Annotated in this window: 15 protein-coding genes; 6 read left to right on the top strand and 9 right to left on the bottom strand. The window is 43.0% G+C overall.

Features of this window, described 5'->3' with window-relative positions:
- Positions 1-4 precede the first annotated feature (4 nt).
- Positions 5-913, bottom strand: a complete 909-nt coding sequence (locus HFU86_RS15185) for a LysR family transcriptional regulator (protein WP_036955699.1) — start codon at positions 911-913, stop codon at positions 5-7.
- A 155-nt stretch (positions 914-1,068) separates the two neighbouring features.
- Entirely contained in the window at positions 1,069-2,274 is a 1,206-nt protein-coding gene (gltS, locus tag HFU86_RS15180) for a sodium/glutamate symporter (protein ID WP_036955698.1), read from the bottom strand.
- 707 nt (positions 2,275-2,981) lie between these two features.
- Between gltS and mdlC the strand changes: the two genes are divergently transcribed.
- Positions 2,982-4,613 (top strand): benzoylformate decarboxylase, encoded by a 1,632-nt coding sequence (mdlC, locus tag HFU86_RS15175; RefSeq protein ID WP_132496776.1) that lies wholly within the window; start codon positions 2,982-2,984, stop codon positions 4,611-4,613.
- A gap of 75 nt (positions 4,614-4,688) precedes the next feature.
- On the opposite strand, the gene HFU86_RS15170 is transcribed toward mdlC, so the two are convergent.
- Positions 4,689-6,032, bottom strand: a complete 1,344-nt coding sequence (locus HFU86_RS15170; protein ID WP_036955694.1) for an NCS2 family permease — start codon at positions 6,030-6,032, stop codon at positions 4,689-4,691.
- The gene (locus tag HFU86_RS15165; RefSeq protein WP_187129596.1) at positions 6,032-7,858 is read right to left on the bottom strand and encodes an adenine deaminase; all 1,827 of its coding nucleotides are present in this window, start codon (positions 7,856-7,858) and stop codon (positions 6,032-6,034) included. The genes HFU86_RS15170 and HFU86_RS15165 overlap by 1 nt, the downstream gene beginning before the upstream one ends.
- A gap of 144 nt (positions 7,859-8,002) precedes the next feature.
- Here HFU86_RS15165 and HFU86_RS15160 point away from each other — a divergent pair, with 144 nt between their 5' ends.
- From HFU86_RS15160 to HFU86_RS15150, 3 genes are all read left to right on the top strand, one after another.
- The gene (locus HFU86_RS15160) at positions 8,003-8,938 is read left to right on the top strand and encodes a LysR family transcriptional regulator (RefSeq protein ID WP_132496772.1); all 936 of its coding nucleotides are present in this window, start codon (positions 8,003-8,005) and stop codon (positions 8,936-8,938) included.
- Between the two features lie 180 nt (positions 8,939-9,118).
- On the top strand, positions 9,119-10,003 hold the full coding sequence (locus HFU86_RS15155) for a hypothetical protein (RefSeq protein WP_132496771.1): 885 nt from the start codon (positions 9,119-9,121) through the stop codon (positions 10,001-10,003).
- 143 nt (positions 10,004-10,146) lie between these two features.
- Positions 10,147-10,881 carry a vWA domain-containing protein gene (locus HFU86_RS15150; protein ID WP_132496770.1) on the top strand — a complete coding sequence of 245 codons (735 nt, stop codon included), beginning with the start codon at positions 10,147-10,149 and terminating at the stop codon, positions 10,879-10,881.
- Between the two features lie 73 nt (positions 10,882-10,954).
- On the opposite strand, the gene efeB is transcribed toward HFU86_RS15150, so the two are convergent.
- From efeB to HFU86_RS15125, 5 genes are all read right to left on the bottom strand, one after another.
- Positions 10,955-12,244: an iron uptake transporter deferrochelatase/peroxidase subunit gene (efeB, locus tag HFU86_RS15145; protein ID WP_187129595.1), complete on the bottom strand. Its 1,290-nt coding sequence runs from the start codon at positions 12,242-12,244 to the stop codon at positions 10,955-10,957.
- An 11-nt stretch (positions 12,245-12,255) separates the two neighbouring features.
- Positions 12,256-13,143 (bottom strand): EfeM/EfeO family lipoprotein, encoded by an 888-nt coding sequence (locus tag HFU86_RS15140; RefSeq protein ID WP_132496768.1) that lies wholly within the window; start codon positions 13,141-13,143, stop codon positions 12,256-12,258.
- Entirely contained in the window at positions 13,136-13,993 is an 858-nt protein-coding gene (locus HFU86_RS15135; protein ID WP_132496767.1) for an FTR1 family iron permease, read from the bottom strand. Before HFU86_RS15135 ends, HFU86_RS15140 begins: the two co-directional genes overlap by 8 nt.
- A gap of 8 nt (positions 13,994-14,001) precedes the next feature.
- Positions 14,002-14,340 carry a cupredoxin domain-containing protein gene (locus tag HFU86_RS15130; RefSeq protein ID WP_036955670.1) on the bottom strand — a complete coding sequence of 113 codons (339 nt, stop codon included), beginning with the start codon at positions 14,338-14,340 and terminating at the stop codon, positions 14,002-14,004.
- A 101-nt stretch (positions 14,341-14,441) separates the two neighbouring features.
- Complete coding sequence (locus tag HFU86_RS15125) at positions 14,442-14,999, bottom strand: iron transporter (protein WP_036955660.1); 558 nt, start codon at positions 14,997-14,999, stop codon at positions 14,442-14,444.
- A gap of 266 nt (positions 15,000-15,265) precedes the next feature.
- Between HFU86_RS15125 and HFU86_RS15120 the strand changes: the two genes are divergently transcribed.
- Positions 15,266-16,195, top strand: a complete 930-nt coding sequence (locus HFU86_RS15120; RefSeq protein WP_132496766.1) for a DUF7916 family protein — start codon at positions 15,266-15,268, stop codon at positions 16,193-16,195.
- Between the two features lie 164 nt (positions 16,196-16,359).
- A complete protein-coding gene (gene rimO / locus HFU86_RS15115; RefSeq protein ID WP_036955655.1) occupies positions 16,360-17,694 on the top strand; it encodes a 30S ribosomal protein S12 methylthiotransferase RimO in 1,335 nt (444 codons plus the stop codon).
- Positions 17,695-17,858 lie beyond the last annotated feature (164 nt).

Below are 17,858 nucleotides of genomic sequence, written 5' to 3'. Positions count from 1 at the left end.
CAGACTAAACAATTGAGTTTTCATCACCGGAGTATAACTTTTGGTTAACTACTGCGTTGCGTTTTTTTAGTATTAGCGACAAGGTGTTTACATAATTTTGTGCGGCTTTTGTGAGCGGTCTATCTGCTCGATGGAAAACGGATACGGCTAAATGCAAATTTTCTTTAAGAGGGTAGATCATCGATTCTGGCAAGGTATGTTCTGCAGAAAAAATGTCAGTAATACTGCAACCTAGGCCTGCACGAACAAACTCCGCAGCCATGTGGTAAGTGTGCACGCTAATATTGGATTCTTGGAACTCATGCCTCTGCTGTAGCAGTTGAGAGAGGGAGTCGGAGCCTGGGTGGATCCAGCGGTCTTGGTCGATATCCACCAGTGAGACGGGAGATTTCGCGGGAGCCTGACTATCCACATAGACGAGAGGAATATCAGCAACAGGCAATACGGTGATCCCACCTTCAATGGCCAAATTAAATGCGATACCAATATCGAGATCTTGTTGAGTTAATAATTGCAAAATATCTGTAGTGTGATGGGTACCAATAGTGAGTTTGATATTTGGATGCTTTTTAATAAACAGTGCGGTGACTTCAGGCACTAAGTTAAGCCCTAGGCTAGGTAAACACCCAATAGCCAACTTACCTTGTGGGTTTCTAGATAAATTCTGTGCCAAAATTCTGAGTCTATCTAAATTCTGATAAACCTCTTTTGCCTCTTCAAATAATAAATTGGCTTCATCTGTTGGCAGTAATTTCCCTCGGATCCGTTGGAATAAAACGAGTCCCAATTGCTGTTCAGCATGTTTGAGTGCTTTACTCGCCGCTGGCTGGGAAATATGCAGAACTTCTGCTGCTCGAGTGAGTGAACCGCAGGTCATCACAGCATAAAAGATATCAAGGTGCCTTAACTTCATTATTGGTCGTCCATGGTTAGAACTATGTAATACTTTGCATTTTTTCTTATTCTACAGAAAAAGATCTCATGGATCCGATATCGGGGTCACTTACCAGAAATGAAAAATGCCGGCTCATATACTTTTGGTTATGAGCCAGCATATGCTATTGAGGATTATGCGATGGCTGCGCCTAATTCAATATATAGCTTGATGATGATACTGTTGGTGATATCCACCAGGAAAGCACCGACCATTGGTACAACTAAGAAGGCTTTGTGTGATGGGCTGAATGCACGAGTAATGGTTTGCATGTTGGCGATTGCCGTTGGCGTTGCCCCCATTCCGAATCCACAGTGACCCGCACTGATAACGACAGCATCATAGTCACTGCCCATCATTTTGAATGTGACAAAGCAGGCGAATAGCACCATCACAACGGTTTGTACTGCAATAATGATTAATACTGGACCCGCCATGCTAGCTAATTGACCAAACTTCAATGACATTAGCGCAATAGCAAGGAATAACGAGAGTGCCACGCTACCTAAAACGTCAACGGTTGGTTCGAAAACTTCATGTTTAAACACGTGGGTTAAGACGTTACGGATGATGATACCGACAAAAAGACACCAAACGAAAGTTGGTAAGTGCATTGGTGTATCTTTTACTAACTCACTGATATAGCTACCCGCAACGATACAGATAATCAGCATTGAAATGGTTTCAATGATGTTATTGGCGTTGATTTTTCTTTTTACTGTTGGTTGCTCAAATGCTTCAAGGATGGTCTCTTTTTCTTGCTCAGTTGCTTTTGGGATGGTCACTTTTTTCAGTAAGTGGCGCGCGACTGGCCCACCGACAAGCCCACCAAGAACCAGGCCCATAGTCGCACACGCCATCGCCAGCTCAACAGCCCCTGTTACACCATATTTATCGGCAAGGATAGGACCCCAAGCACCAGCGTTTCCGTGACCGCCTGTTAATGTGATTGAACCTGCAATCAGACCGATAAATGGACTTTCATTTAGCATGACAGCCATACCCATGCCCACAGCGTTTTGGATCACAATTAAAATGGTAACTGCGAGTGTTAAAATAACGAGAGGCTTCCCGCCTTTTATTAATCGCGAAAAATCTGAACTTAAACCAATTGATGAGAAGAACGCGATCATCAATGTGCTTTGTAATGAGGTATCAAACGAGAAAGTATAGCCTGCCGCTTTATCAACAATTAATAAAACGATAGCAACAATAAATCCACCGACAACAGCATCAGGAATATGGTTTTTCTGTAGAAAAGGGCTGATTTTCACCACAATCATCCCAATAAGCAGCGCTAAGCATGCAAACAATAGCGTATAGCTGGCATCTAGTGTCATTATTTTTACCTCACATTTGTTTACCAGAGCATTCACTTTTGCAATTTAACATTAGTGTTAAATGAAGTTACTTTGCTTAACTTTTGTTTAACAATGAGTTTTGTTGAGGTTGATATAACCTTTAGTTAAGTAAATCGTATGAAAAAAGTACTTTCATTGATTGGTTTAAGTCATTACTAGAGTGGGATTTAATCAAAGAAATAAATAATAACAAAATAACAAATTGATTTTATTATGTATTTTAATTTCTCTCATCTGGCGGGAAAATAACGTGATTTCATCATCTCTTTTGGTGTATTAGCGCTGGCGCTAAGTCGTGGTAATTGTTGGAAATGTGATGGGTGACATAAAAGCCGCTATATTGTTAATGAATGTTAAAAAATTGCAACGTAACTCACGTTTTAGTCAGTTTTGTTGGCGATGAATCTGCTTTTTCCGCTTAAAATTGAGGTCTAGATTAGTATAAAGACTAATATTCTTAAGCGTCTTTCATGCTTTATATGGATTAAATCTTAGAGTGCAGTATTTATTCCCATTGGATTGTTATCATCGAAACAAGATGTTTATTTAACTGATTGTATTTAAATAAAATAAAAAACAATCTTCAGGTTTCAAATAAGATCCATTCTCTGAGAGGAAAATGTTTTTCATTGGGGGGATTAGTTATGATGGGGATTAATTCAGATATCTTAATTAGGGTATTTTAAATGAAGAAAACCATTCGCCAAGTGACTTTTGATTTACTACGCCAATTGAATATTACGACCATTTTCGGTAACCCTGGTTCAACTGAAGAGACATTCTTAAAAGATTTTCCGAGTGATTTTCGTTATATCCAAACATTACATGAAGCTTCTGCTGTAGCAGCAGCTGACGGTTACGCTCAGGGAATGCGCAAAGTGGCAATGGTCAACTTGCATACTTCCGCGGGGCTAAGTAATGGGATGAGTAATATTCTGACCGCCTATATGAACCGTACGCCACTGATTATCACGGCGGGTAACCAAACCCGTGAAATGTTGCTGATGGAACCTTGGCTAACCAATATTGAGCCTGAAACCCTACCAAAACCATGGGTCAAATGGAGTTACCAGCCGGAGCGTGCGGAAGATGTCCCAGCTGCTTTTATGCGGGCATATGCCATGGCGCTTCAGCCACCAGCGGGACCCGTTTTCTTATCAATCCCCCTTGATGATTGGGACAAACCTGCCGTTGCCCAAGAGGCGGTTGTGCGTGAAGTTTCCCAGCGCATAGGTTATGACCCTGTGCGTTTACAGGCATTTGCGAGTGCGCTGAATTCTGCCAAAAATCCAGTGCTGATTTATGGTTCAGCCATTGCGCGAGGAGAAGGGTGGGATGCTGGCATTACGCTAGCTGAAAAATTGAATATTCCGGTTTGGGCAGCGCCTGCCTCTGAACGCCCGCCGTTCCCTGAAACGCATCCATTATATGCGGGTGGATTGCCTTTCGCGATGGGCCCGTTGTCAGACAAGCTAAAAGGACATGATTTGGCGCTGATTATTGGGGCGCCTGTTTTCCGTTATTATCCTTATGTAGCAGGGAGTTATTTGCCAGATGGCATGCGTTTACTGCACATTACCGATGACCCTATTGAGGTAGGAAGAGCACCGGTTGGTGATAGCTTACTCAGTGATGCGGTACTCGCGATTGAAGGGCTAACTCCGTTAGTGAAAGCCAGAGCAGCAGCGAAAAATAAGGTTGAAAAACAGCCCCATGGTATGGCTTCACACCCTGCCGCGCCAGAGGTGACGGGGAATTCAACGGTATTAAGTGCAGCACAGCTGTTTAAAGCGCTGAGAGAAGTCTCCCCGAAAGAGACTATCTTGGTGGAAGAATCGCCGTCAAACCTCGGCGAATTACATCGTGAATGGCCAATTGATGCACCGGATTCGTTCTATACCTTTGCCAGTGGATCATTAGGTTGGAACTTACCCGCAAGCGTGGGAATTGCTTTAGCGGAAAAAGACAGTGGTCGACACCGCCCTGTGATGTCGATTATTGGTGATGGCTCGATGCAATATTCGATTCAAGGGCTATGGAGTGCGGCACAACATAATTTACCGATTGTGTTTGTGATCCCACGAAATAGCGAGTACGCCATTTTAAAATCCTTCGCGGTGTTAGAAGAAACGCCAGGAGTTCCGGGGCTGGATATTCCAAACTTAGATATTGTGGCGCTGGGTAAAGGTTATGGTTGCACGGCGTTAAAAGCCACGACGGTAGATGAGGTCAAAGCGGCTTGCCGTGAGGCATTTAAGCGCCAAGGCCCAACGGTGATTGAAGTGCCTATTCAGCCGCAAATTCCCCCACTGATTTAATATGCAGATTTAAATAAGATGCAAATAGAAAAATAGCCTCAAATAGAGGCTATTTTAATAAAATGGGGAGCAGACTTAGTGCTTCACTAACGTTGAGAAGTAATACACTAATGGCACCGCGAGGATCCACAAGCTGATTGGAATTTCACGCCACTTGCCTGCCACCGCTTTAATTAAGATATAAAACAGTAACCCGCCTGCAATCCCTGTACCGAAACTGTTCGCGATTAACGTGATCATCACCATCATTAATACAGGCAGACCATCGGTAAAGTTCGCTAAATCCACCTTACGTAATCCGCTAAACATATTTAAGCCAATTAAAATCAACGCAGGCGCGGTGGCTTGTGCTGGGATCATTAACGCGATTGGGGTGAACAGTAGCATAAGCAGGAACATGAATGCGGCCGCTAATGCTGTCATGCCAGTTTTACCGCCTGCTTCAGCGGCTGCTGAAGATTCAATTAATGCGGTTGCCGCTGGAATACCGACCATTGGACCTAACGCCGCGGCGATGGAGTCGACAATAAACGGGCGGTTGATATTTGGCATGTTGCCTTCTTTATCCAGCAATCCGGCTTCACCGCCGACAGCTAATGTGGTTCCCATAGTAGAGAAAAACTCTGCGGCGAAGAACACAAATAAGAAAGGCAAGAAGGCGATATTTAAGGCGCCGATTAAATCCACCTGACCTAAAACTGGCGCAATAGAATGCGGCATGCCAATAAAGCTTTCTGGTAACTTTGTGACGCCGAACGGAATGCCTAACACGGTGGCGAACAAAATCGCCCATAAGATCCCACCGGGAATGCGGCGAGCTTGCAATGCGATAGCCACAAAGAAGCCCGCAAGAGCGACTAAGGCACCCGGAGAGAGAAAATCCCCCAGCATTAATGCGTTGGTTTTTGGATTGGCTAATACTAAGCCTGCATTACGAAAGCCCAACACTGCCACAAACAGACCGATAGATGCTGTTAAGCCTAATTTGATGGATTGTGGTACGGAGCGAGTCACAACCTCACGTAAACCGAATTTGGTGAGCAGGAAAAATAAAATTCCAGACCAGCAGGCGATGCCTAAACCGATTTGCCAATCAATTCCTTCACTGCCTGCAAGGGTGATCCCCACTAATACCGAGCCACCAATACCGGGACCCACAATAAAAGGCAAATTAGCGTAGAACGCCATTAATAGGCTAGCGAGTACAAACACGATAATAGTGCCTGTGGTCGCTGCGCCTTTATCCATGCCGCCTGCGGCTAACAGTCCGGGAATAACTACCAGCAAATAGGCTGCTGCAAGGAACCCAGTGGCTCCGGCGAGACATTCTGTTCTGATTGAACTGCCACGTTCACGCAGCGCAAAACGCCTTTCTAACCAACTCCCTGATGTTGGCTGATGAAGAGAATCGTTAGCCATTAATTGGCGCTCCTATCATTATTTTTTATTGGATGAGTGTTTTTAATACCGCTATTACTTTCAGCACGTTCTAAGACGGCATCAACTATCTGGCGAGTGGTACCGCAAGTCAGTCCTAAATCGGTTAAATGTGGGCCAGCATTGCAGGCAAGACACGTGCCTTCGATGGCTTTGAATACACGATATGGGGGTTCCCAGTCAGCAATTTGGCTGCTTAATTCTCTGAGTTGGCGAAATTGTTCTGCCAGCTCAGGTGCAGGTAATTCCGATAGCATACCTGCTATAGGCATGGCCACATGAGCAAGGATTTTACCATCTTGAACTAACGCCATACCGCCACCGCTTTCAATCAGCAGGTTAGCTGCCATTGCCATATCGTTGGCATCACGACCGAGCACTACAAGGTTATGGGAATCATGGGAGTAGCTGGTGGCAATGGCGCCGCGTAATTCTCCCCATCCTTTTAGTAAGGCAATTTGTGGTTTGGCGTTATGGCGTCCATGGCGATGTTGCACGCGGATCAAGCTAAATTCATCTGGCAGTTGTACGATGCCATTTTCGACTTGAACATCGACCTCTCCCCACTGAGTAAAGCGGGCGCCGCTAATATGACGTAAACGCGCAGTACCATTTTGCAAGTCAGCTAATTGAAGCTGGCAATCTTGGGCTGAGATTGGCGTCAGGTGCATGGTATCGCGTGGCGGTAAAATCGTATTTTCAGTGGCAATCGGCGAAACAAGTTGCCCATTCTCTGCCACTTTTTTGCCATCGACATAAACTTGCTGAGCTTTTAAGGTATCGAGAGAATCAAGAACCACTAAGTTGGCACGACGACCTGCGGCTATTAAACCTAAGTCATTGCGCTGTAAGCGAATTGCGCCATTGAGTGTCGCAAAACGCAACACATCAGTGGCTTTCATTCCGTGCTCAATTAATAAATTCAGCAGTGCAATTACACCGCCTTTTTCAATCAATATATCCGGTGGAACATCGTCTGTGCATACCGTGATTTGTGAGGATAAATGCGGCAGTGTTTGCAATGCCGCCACAATTTCAGGGAGCAAGTAAGGATGAGAACCACGGATTTCCAGTGTTAGCCCCGCTCGTAATTTTTCGAGGGCGTCTTCTGCTGAAGTGAGTTCATGGTCGGAGGTAACGCCAGCAGCGAGGTAAGCTTGTAAATCAGCACCTTTTAATCCGCGGGCATGACCTTCAATGATTTTTCCTGAGCTTAATCCGGCGTCGAGGATCTCTTCCATGCGTTCGCTGCCATTTAGCACGCCGAACATATCCATCACTTCTGCCACACCACGTACTTCCGGCCAGCTCAACATCGTGGACATCTCTTGTCCTGCGAAGTCTGCACCTGACATTTCCAATCCTGGTGTTGAAGGCACAGAAGAAGGGGCTGCAACCATCACATCAAGGGGCAAATTACGGCTAGCATCAATGGCATAGCGTACGCCATCTAATCCCAATACGTTTGCAAGTTCATGGGGATCCCAAAATACGGCGGTGGTGCCTTGTGTGAGGACAATTTCAGCATAACGAGCAGGAGGAAGGTGGGAGCTTTCTAAATGAACGTGGGTATCAATAAAACCTGGGGAAATAAATTTTCCTGATAAATTATGGGTTTCATGGCTATCAGTTCGACTTCCTGTTGGATGTACACTGGCAATCAGCCCTTCAATGATACCGATATCCGCAGGTCGAATTTCCCCAGTGACCATATCAATAATATTGGCATTGGTTAGTAAAAGGTCAAAAGGTACTTCACCTTTTGCGGCTTGTACAGCACGACGTCGAGTTTGATTTGTTAGCTTCATAAAACACCATCTCAAAGATTTATGTCGCTACTTTATGAGCAAGGCAAACGTTTGCCAAGATGATAAAATTTATCGAATCATAAAGAGAGGTTATAATGAAGCGCATCATGATAAGAATGACGATCCAATTTGCGAGGAAATACAATGACTGAGCCATGGCAGCGCCTTCCGGCATTAACTCTAAAGCAGTTGCAATATTTTGTGACTCTTGCACATCTGCGTCATTTTACTGAAACCGCAAATCGCTTAGCGGTGAGTCAGCCTGCATTGAGCAGTGCGATACGGCAGATTGAAACCGTAATTGGCGGTAAGTTGATTAACCGTACGGCAGCGTCAGTAACATTGACGGAGCTAGGCGCCGCAATCTTACCTCATGCAGAGCGTATTTTAAGTGTCTCCCACCGAGGCTTCAGCGATATTCAAAAAATTATCGAAGAGGGCGGTGATGGCACATTACGCATTGGATTGGTTCCTTCTGTCAGTTCGTTATTATTCCCGATTATTCCTGAGCAATTACAGCAACATTTTCCTAAGCTGAATGTGGAATTTTATGACCAAACCAATGACGCATTAGTGAATAAATTGGTGAATAACGAAATTGATTTTGGGGTAGGTGTATTGGATAGCTCGGTTCCTGAAGAGTTAACTTTATATCCTTTGCAAGATGACCCATTTGTTGCAGTAATACACCGTGATGAATTTATTTCAGATAATGCATTTCATCTACCGTGGAAGTTCTTAAATAACCGTGACATTGCCATGTTTTCGAAAGGAAATATTAATCGATTAGTGAGCGCTACAATTGAAAGTAATCGCTTTAATATTAATCCGCGTTATCAAGTCGATTATATTGAAACCTTATATGGTTTAGTCAGGTCGAAATTAGCGATTGGTATTTTACCTCAGTTATATACGGTGCATTTGCGGGATCCTGAGCTAAAAGTTTTACAGTTACAACAACCTGCATTAACACGTTCGATATCCTTAATGCGTAATAACCAAACGCTAACGCCGACGATGGAATCTGTTTTCCAGCTATTATTTAAAGCATTACGTCGTACGCCCACTCATCAATCTTAATTTTACAGCGCTTTTCTATACCTTATTTTTTATAGTTCGTCATTATTGATTGATTTTCAACAAGTAAGAAGTGTTAAGCACTAATCGTAAAACTATTTTTATTGGGATGAATAAGATTACTACCCTTGACTGTTTGTTTTTTGGTCTGTTTTTTTGATGTGTAATATGTTGAGGATATACATGAAAGCTATATTGAAAGTCAGCCTGCTCACAACAGTAATGCTATTGATTACTGCCTGTGGTGATCTCGATATTATGGGAAATAAAGGAAAGTTCTATTATAGCAATCCAACAGAAAACACGATTTCCTTTAAAGTGGATGGTAAAGATTATCTGGTCGAGCCTGGTCAGTATGGATCAGTATCATTAGACAGCGGTGAACATACACTTGAAGATAATACAGGTAATGTCACCAAATTTATGGTGTTTGAACATAATTCCGGTGGGATCCTAAACCCTAATCATGGGGTGTATTACACATTCTCGGAAGTGTATACCGAGCAAGATAAAAAGGGGTATCAACCCGCGCCGCGAAATGTCACTATTTATGGGCATGAATTAAGCTTACCTATCAAAAGCAGTGATGCCGTGGTGATTGATGGCAATTTATTCCGTTGTACTTACCCAATTGGCAAAGCGTTGCCGGGGGCAGAGAATAAGCAGTACAAGCAAGAAGATATTAAATCAAAATGTTTTGATCAATCTGAGTTAATTGAATATTTTGCGAACGAACACGATCAAAATTTAGTACCTAATTCACCGCAAAATGAAGAAAATAATTCAATTAGCCAGCACTTAAGTTATCAAGTCCCTCAAGCGGCTTTTCGTGATCCACAGGTTCAATCGGTGGCGAATGAGATTATAGCGTTAACAGAAACGCTGAAAAATGCGAACAAAGTCGATATTCATCAAGACTTAAATAAACAATATCATCAATTAACTGTTCAGTTAGTGGAAACGTATACTGAAAGTCCTTCCAGCAATGTGGCTGAGGAATATATAAAACTTAATGGGTTTATTAAAGAAATTAACAAACTCAGAAATTATGGTGTGTGGGTAAGATAAGTATATTCCATTAAGTTTATCTGAGCGTCTTTATAATTAAGAATTTGCTTATAAATTAAGCAGAGTAATCTTATGTGATATCCCGCTGAAACACGGAAACTAAAGGTAGTTTCGTCAGGATAATATTATAAAGAGGCTCAGTGATGAATTTATTTAAGACTTCATTTTTTACTGCAATATCTGCTGCATTCCTACTCTTTTTTTCTAGCGTTTCTGGCGCTAAATCCATTGTTGAACCCGCTAAAGATTCTGAAGTATTAGATTTGGTGTTTATCTTGGATAAAAGCGGTTCAATGTCAGGATTTGAATCTGACACTGTTGGTGGATATAACAGCGTGCTGACAGAAAATAGAAATAAAGCGGGTAAAACCTTTATTACCACGGTGTTGTTTAATAATAAAACCAGTTTATTACACAACAGAGAACCTATTGATAAAGTGAAAAACCTCACGCTAGATGATTATTCTGTCGGTGGAAACACCGCATTATTAGATGCCATTGGCGATACCATGGTGAAAATGCGTGAGAATAGAAAAATCACCAAGAACAATAATGTTTTGTTTGTGATTATTACTGACGGTGAAGAGAACAGTAGCACCAAATATAGTCAGGCTAAGATTAAATCTATGATTAAATCTGCAGAAGTTGAAGATAAGTGGGACTTTATTTTCTTAGGTGCCAATATTGATGCCATTACGGCTGCGGATAATATCGGTATTAAGAGTTCGAATGCTACAGGTTATGTTCAAGATGGCACGGGTTACGATAAGGCATATAAAGCAGTCAATAAAGCCGTAGAAGCCAAACAGAATGCTGCACCAATATCAGAGGAATGGAAACAGGAAGTTGAGCAAGACGCGAAGGATCGCAAAAAATAAGAAGATAATAAAATCAGTCTGTAAATGAACGAGCTAGAAGCCCCGAAATAATATTCGGGGCTTTTTTATGGTGCTATTTAGTGTCTTTCAGCGCGGCAAATAACCCTTTAGCAAGTTGGTCTTGCTCTGATTGAATGCCGGGTAAAACGAAATAGTAACCCCCACCAAACGGCTTAATATAGCGCTCCAGTGGCTCGCCATTTAACCGTTTTTGAGTATCAATAAAGCCGGTTTTTAAGTTCTTTTGATATGAAACGAAAATCAGTCCCATATCCAGAGCGCCGTTATCAGTTAAGCCAAGAGAGTAGCTGTAACTACGGCGACGTAACTTGGCGGTGTGGCGAGTTGGGTTTCTTGGTTCGGCACGGCGCATATGGGAGTCAAATAAGACGCGGTCACCATGTGGATCTTTGTCGAACGCGGGGTCATCCATTTCGTGCTTCATCCCCATGGGGGCACCTGTTGCTTTATGGCGCCCAAAGTCATTTTCTTGGTCTTCCAGCGGTGTTCTATCCCAAAATTCGAGATTAAAACGAATTAGGCGAACCGCTTGGTAGGTACCGCCGACACACCATGCTGGCTCTTTGCTATCCTCAGTCACCCAAATCAGCTCATCCATTAATTTGCTGTCGTCGGCTGGTGCATTACCAGTGCCATCTTTAAAGCCAAATAAATTAATTGGGGTAGAGCGTCTATCGATATCCCGTGATGGTAAGAACCCATCGATTTTCCATAGCGGGAACCAATAAGGTGAAGTGTGGCGGAGAATATCGCGCAGCGCATAAATCACGCTTTCTTGGCTATTGGCACAAATTTGCAGCACCACATCACCACCACACCATTTGTCTTCTAAACGGTCGTTCGGGAAGCTGGTCATTTCCACCAATTGACTCGGTTTAAGCTTTTCTAATCCAAAGCGTGAATCAAATAAGCTATCTCCCAAGGAAACCGTGACACTCAGGGCGTTAGGCTGAATGAGCGTGCCTAAAATCCCAGACTCAGCGGGAGGCATTTTATCATTCTGATTTGGCGTGGATTTTTGTACTTGGGTCAAAAAAGCAATGCGTTGAGTTAATACCGAGAACAGCGCTTGCAGCTCATCAAGGGTCGTTGACGTGATTCGAAAAGCGATAAACGAGGCATTTTTCTGTTCTGGGGTTAACACACCCGCTTGGTGTGAACCTAAATAATTGATGCTTTTATCATAAGTTAGTTCGCAATCCGCAATGGATGCTTTCGCACTGAGGGCGGGGGCGGCGAGGATTGCGCCTCCCATGACTAAGGTTTTTAGCGCATGGCGGCGAGATACTTTAGATTGAGAAAACCCCAAAGGTTGTGACTCGCTTTTTAGTTTAGCTTGCATAAATTTATGCCTTAATATTTATAGTAAACATCAACATCTAACTGAGCGCGCAATGTCGCAAGCAGTTCGGCTTGTTGCGTTAACAGGGAATAGAGCGCCATTTTGTCTTGTTGTTTTAGTTGGCTGTAAGGCTTGTATTGGCCTTTAGCTAATTGATATGACTGCACTATTTTATTAATTTTCTGATCATTTTCTTTTATCTGATCGAGAGTCTTGGATTCAATAAACGGACTGATCACCTCGATGATGGCTTGAGAACCTTTGGCATTTGCCGCCATATCTGATAGGTCAGAGAGACTATAAATATTCTCTTGCCCCGACAGTTTTGTTTCTAGGATCATCTCCATAAAATCTGCGGAGGCTTGCACCAATTTCGGAATTTCAATGGTTTCGGTCAAGACACGTTTTTGTAAATCTTTCCCTTTTAATAACAGCTCATCAGACGCTGGCAGCGCTGCTTTGAGATCTTGCTTGGCAAATAAAAGGTATTCAACCAAGTGAAATCCCACGAAGCGGTAGTCTTTTTCTTTATCCAGAAAATAATCCGCACGAGGGTTGATGGTTCGGTCGGTATTACCAAACAAAACAATGATCGGACGCACGGTTTCATAGTGCTGGTGGGCTTGAATATAGGCCGCTTTCGCCTGCGCTAATTGACCTTTTTGCACACTTTGATTGAGTTTTTCTAATTGCTCCACCATTTCACTTAACTCCTTGTTGACGAAGGATAAGTATTCTTGAATGGCAGGCTGATATTTTTCAGGGGTGGGAATATCCCCCTTAGCAATAATGATGTTGTCCCCTGTTTGCACAGGGGAGCGTAGGGCTTTTCCATAGGCGGTAGATGCCACGAGTGAAGCAACGATTACGCTAATGGCTAAGTGGGTGATTTTACGCATTTTGTAAGTTCCGTTTAGCGGCATGTTTTTTGCTCCAAACAAACAGTGCGAGGATCACAATCCAATAGACAACAAAGGTGATAACACTGAGCCAAATTGGCTGTGAACGATATGCAAAGAATGATGAAATAAAGTTGCCAACCACACCAGAGTCATCCAGTAATGCGCTGGTATCCCATGCTGGGTAGATTAAAAATTCAGGAATTGGATAGTCAAACTCAATCATTAAGTTTGAAATTTCTTCAACGCCACGAAGCAGCAAGGAGAGGGCAAGGAACAGTAAAATCACGCCAGTGACTTTAAAGAAAATTTTCCATGAAATAATTCGGTTAGTTAATAAGAAGGCATATAGAGTCATACCCGCAATAACGACACCCGCTGCAACTTCAAAGATAAATTCGTTAGCATTTTCAGCGGTTAACGACATGATAAAACTGGAAAGGAAAACGACAATTTCGCTGCCTTCACGGGCGATCGCGATAGCGATAATCAAGGTTGCGCCCCACCAACTATGGTGTTCCGCATTACGATTGATACCTGATTCCAGCTCTTTTTTCATCGAGCCGCCACTTTTGTTCATCCAATAGACCATTTGAACAATCAAGATACAGGCGAGGATCTCCATGACTATCATGAAAATAGATTGCCCTGTGTCATCAAGGACATTGAATACGCCATAAATCAGTAGAGCGAGTAAGATGGACATGGCGATACCCAGCCCAACACCGCCCCACAGGTATTTCATTCCATTGCGAGCGTCAGGGTGGCGTTTGATCCACGCATAAATGATGCCGATAACTAACAGCGCTTCAAAACTTTCGCGCCAAACTACAAAGAGAACTTGTCCCATGTTGAGTCCTACTCTTTAGCGATGATCTCGCCTTTTGGATGTGACAGATGGAAATCGTCGAAAAATGTGTAACTACCTGGTTTTAAAGGCGCAATAACCACTACGGAACTGGCGCCGGGGGCTAATACTTTTTCTTTGCGTAGTTGCAAACTTTCAAACTCTGCGGGTTCAGTGCCAGTATTGGTAATTTTGATTCGAATAATGGTTTTTGCTGGCACTTCCAGAACGCGTGGGATTAAATCCCCATTTTTCATTTCTAATTCAACGGTATATTTTTCGGCGCTTAAGGCTGATTGCGGAAGTAATGCGCAAATAAAAACCAGTAAAAAGCTGAGTAATGTTTTCATTGTTGGCTCAAACTTATTGAAAATTGAGAGTTCCTTACTAGCGAAAAAGGGCTTGCGCGGAATATTACCCCCGCGAAAGCCCTCAGCGCATCATTGAAAAATTAGTAACTGCCTTTGCGACCTATGCCGGCATAGTCAAAGTCCCAAGAGACTTCAAACGGTTCAAACCAAGGGGCAACCCCAGTTTCTTTATCAATGTGACGACCGAAAGCGGCTTGTTGATTGTGTGAAGGTGGGTAAATTTTGTAGGTAACGCGATATTTACCATTGCCGTCCAGTTTAATATTTTCACCGTAGTGAGGGCCATCGCTTGCTACCATCGGCATAAAGGTGCCTGATTGAGTCTGTGGCTTATCGCCTAGTTTGGTGACGGTATATTCGACGGTTAAGTAAGGCATCCAATCACCTTCTGCAAAGCCGTTCGGGTTATCTTCTACTGCGTGGATGTCGGCTTCTAAGTGAACGTCGGCTTTATCCGCTGGCAGGTGAGCCATCTTGTGGTGACCTTCTTCGGTGTCCATGGTGATAGGCTGTAAATAAACACCTTGGATTTCCATGCCGTTTTTAATTACTGGGTGACCGAGAGGATACTCTTGAGCAAAGGCGGATAGAGAGAATAAGGCTAAGCCCGAAACGGCTGCCTGATAAGCGAATTTCATTGTGACATCCTTACCTGAATGAAGTTAGAAGCATAATGATAATCATTACTATTAATCAAAAACAAGCAGAATGTTTTAGGCTTATATCCAATCCTTACTATGAATATATTTAAATTTAATATTAATCAAAGTGTTAATGCTTTCTTTTTTAGTGATAAAAAATAAGTATTAGAAAGGTGATTTGCTTCAGACACTGTAGTCGGTTTCACATGCTATAGTCGAAACGTTGAACGGTATTTATTAGGTATAAAGTCGAGGTACTGGAGATGCAAAAACGTTATTTGGATTGTTCCGCTTCTGAAATTGCGAAAATGAATAAGAAAAGCTTACTGGAAGCGATTAAAGCCAGCGAAGGGCGATTACTGGTGAGTGAAACTATCGGGACTATTCAGCCGGTCTTGATGAACGTCACTAATGCGGAACTGGCAGCAAGCCAAGGCGCAGATATTTTGCTATTGAATGTTTTTGATGTGAATAATCCTGTGATGCAAGGTTTACCAGAAGGTATTGCACCCGATGATATTATCCGTACCTTAAAGCACTTAACAGGACGCGCGATTGGCGTGAATTTGGAACCAGTGCCAGCAGGGTTTAATAATCCCCATCAAGATAAACAGTGGAAAATTTCTGAAGGGCGCTTGGCCACTGTCAAAAATGCCCTGAAATTAAAGCAGATGGGGGCAGATATTATTGTCCTGACTGGGAATCCGGGCAATGGTGTCACTAATCAAGAAATCAACCAAAGCCTCAAAGAACTCAAAGCGGTGGTGGGGGAAGAGATTGTTCTTATTACGGGAAAAATGCATGCGGCGGGAGTCCTCAATGCGTCTGCTGAGCAGTTAATTACCGAAGAGGATATTCATTCCTTTATTAAGAGTGGTGCGGATATTATTTTATTGCCAGCACCGGGTACCGTTCCGGGTATATCCTCGGAATTTGTGCAAAGAATGGTGAGTTATTGCCATTCTCAGCGAGTGATGACCATGACCGCGATTGGCACATCCCAAGAAGGGGCTGACCTACAAACCATCCGCCAGATTGCGTTAATGTGCAAAATGGCAGGAACAGATTTACATCATATTGGTGACTCAGGTTATAACGGCATTGCCTTACCGGAGAATATCTTGAATTACAGTATTGTGATCCGCGGTGTTAGACACACTTATTCCCGTATCGCCCGCTCGATTAACCGCTAATTTTTGCTGTTTTTCTGAGTGAAATCCCTGCGCTAGAAATGGCGCGGGGATTTCTCTCGAAATATCATTTTCATCGCTAAAAAAATATACAATTCCCGCTATACTTCAGGTAAAATCCAGCCCATTTTTTAAAAAATATCTATAACACAATAAAGAAGTGAGCTATGTCGCAAAATACGAATTCAGTGCCAAAGATTGGCTTTGTTTCGCTTGGCTGTCCAAAAAATCTCGTTGATTCAGAGCGTATCTTAACGGAGCTGCGTACTGATGGTTACCAAGTCGTTCCTAGCTATGACGATGCCGATTTGGTTATCGTGAATACTTGTGGCTTTATTGATAGTGCCGTTCAAGAGTCGTTAGAAGCTATCGGCGAAGCGTTGAACGAAAATGGTAAAGTGATTGTGACAGGATGCCTGGGCGCAAAAGAGAACCAAATCCGTGAAGTTCACCCGAAGGTATTAGAAATTACGGGTCCACATAGTTATGAACAAGTGTTAAATCACGTTCACCACTATGTGCCAAAACCAGAGCATGATCCATTCTTTAGTTTAGTCCCAGAGCAAGGCGTAAAATTAACGCCAAAACATTATGCTTACTTAAAAATATCCGAAGGTTGTAACCACCGTTGCACTTTTTGCATCATCCCTTCAATGCGTGGTGACTTAGATAGCCGTGCTATTGGTGATGTATTAAATGAAGCTAAGCGTTTAGTGGAATCAGGCGTTAAAGAGTTACTGGTGATTTCTCAAGATACGTCTGCTTATGGTGTGGATGTTAAACACCGTACGGGGTTCTGGGATGGTCAGCCGGTGAAAACCAGCATGGTTGGATTATGTGAGCAGCTAGCTTCTATGGGTGTTTGGGTTCGTCTGCATTACGTTTACCCATACCCACATGTTGATGATGTGATCCCATTAATGGCAGAAGGTAAAGTGTTACCTTACTTGGATATTCCATTACAGCACGCCAGTCCGAAAATTTTAAAACTGATGAAACGCCCAGGAGCGGTAGAAAGAACGTTAGAGCGTATTAAGCGCTGGCGTGAAATTTGCCCTGAGCTGACATTACGTTCGACGTTTATTGTTGGTTTCCCTGGTGAAACAGAAGAAGATTTCCAAATGCTGTTGGATTTCTTACAAGAAGCGCGATTAGATAGAGTTGGCTGCTTTAAATACAGTCCAGTTGAAGGCGCAAAAGCGAATGAACTGGCTGACCAAGTACCTGAAGAGATTAAAGAAGAGCGTTATCATCGCTTTATGCAGCTTCAGCAAGAGATCTCCACTCAGCGCTTACAAGAGAAAGTAGGTCGTGAGCTTTTAGTTATTATCGATGAAGTTGATGACGAAGGTGCAGTGGGTCGCAGTATGGCCGATGCGCCAGAAATTGATGGTATGGTGTACCTCAATGGCGAGTTTGATGTGAAAGCAGGGGATATCGTTAAAGTGCTGATTGAGCATGCTGATGAATATGACCTGTGGGGCTCCGTTGTTAGCGAATAAAAAATAGGCTATCATCTAGCTCGAAATTTAGCCTGCGAATCATGTTTGCAGGCTTTTTTCGATATAACCCACTATTTTGGGTTTTTTCTATATTTCAAATACTTGATCTATATCATCCCGCCAAAATCTATCAAATCATAACTTGATCTAGGATATAAAACTTA

It is taken from the genome of Providencia sp. JUb39, from assembly GCF_012272845.1.
GTDB lineage: Bacteria > Pseudomonadota > Gammaproteobacteria > Enterobacterales > Enterobacteriaceae > Providencia > Providencia lanzhouensis.
The sequence above is the reverse complement of the archived record's forward strand: the minus strand, read 5'-3'. Positions and strand labels throughout refer to the sequence as shown.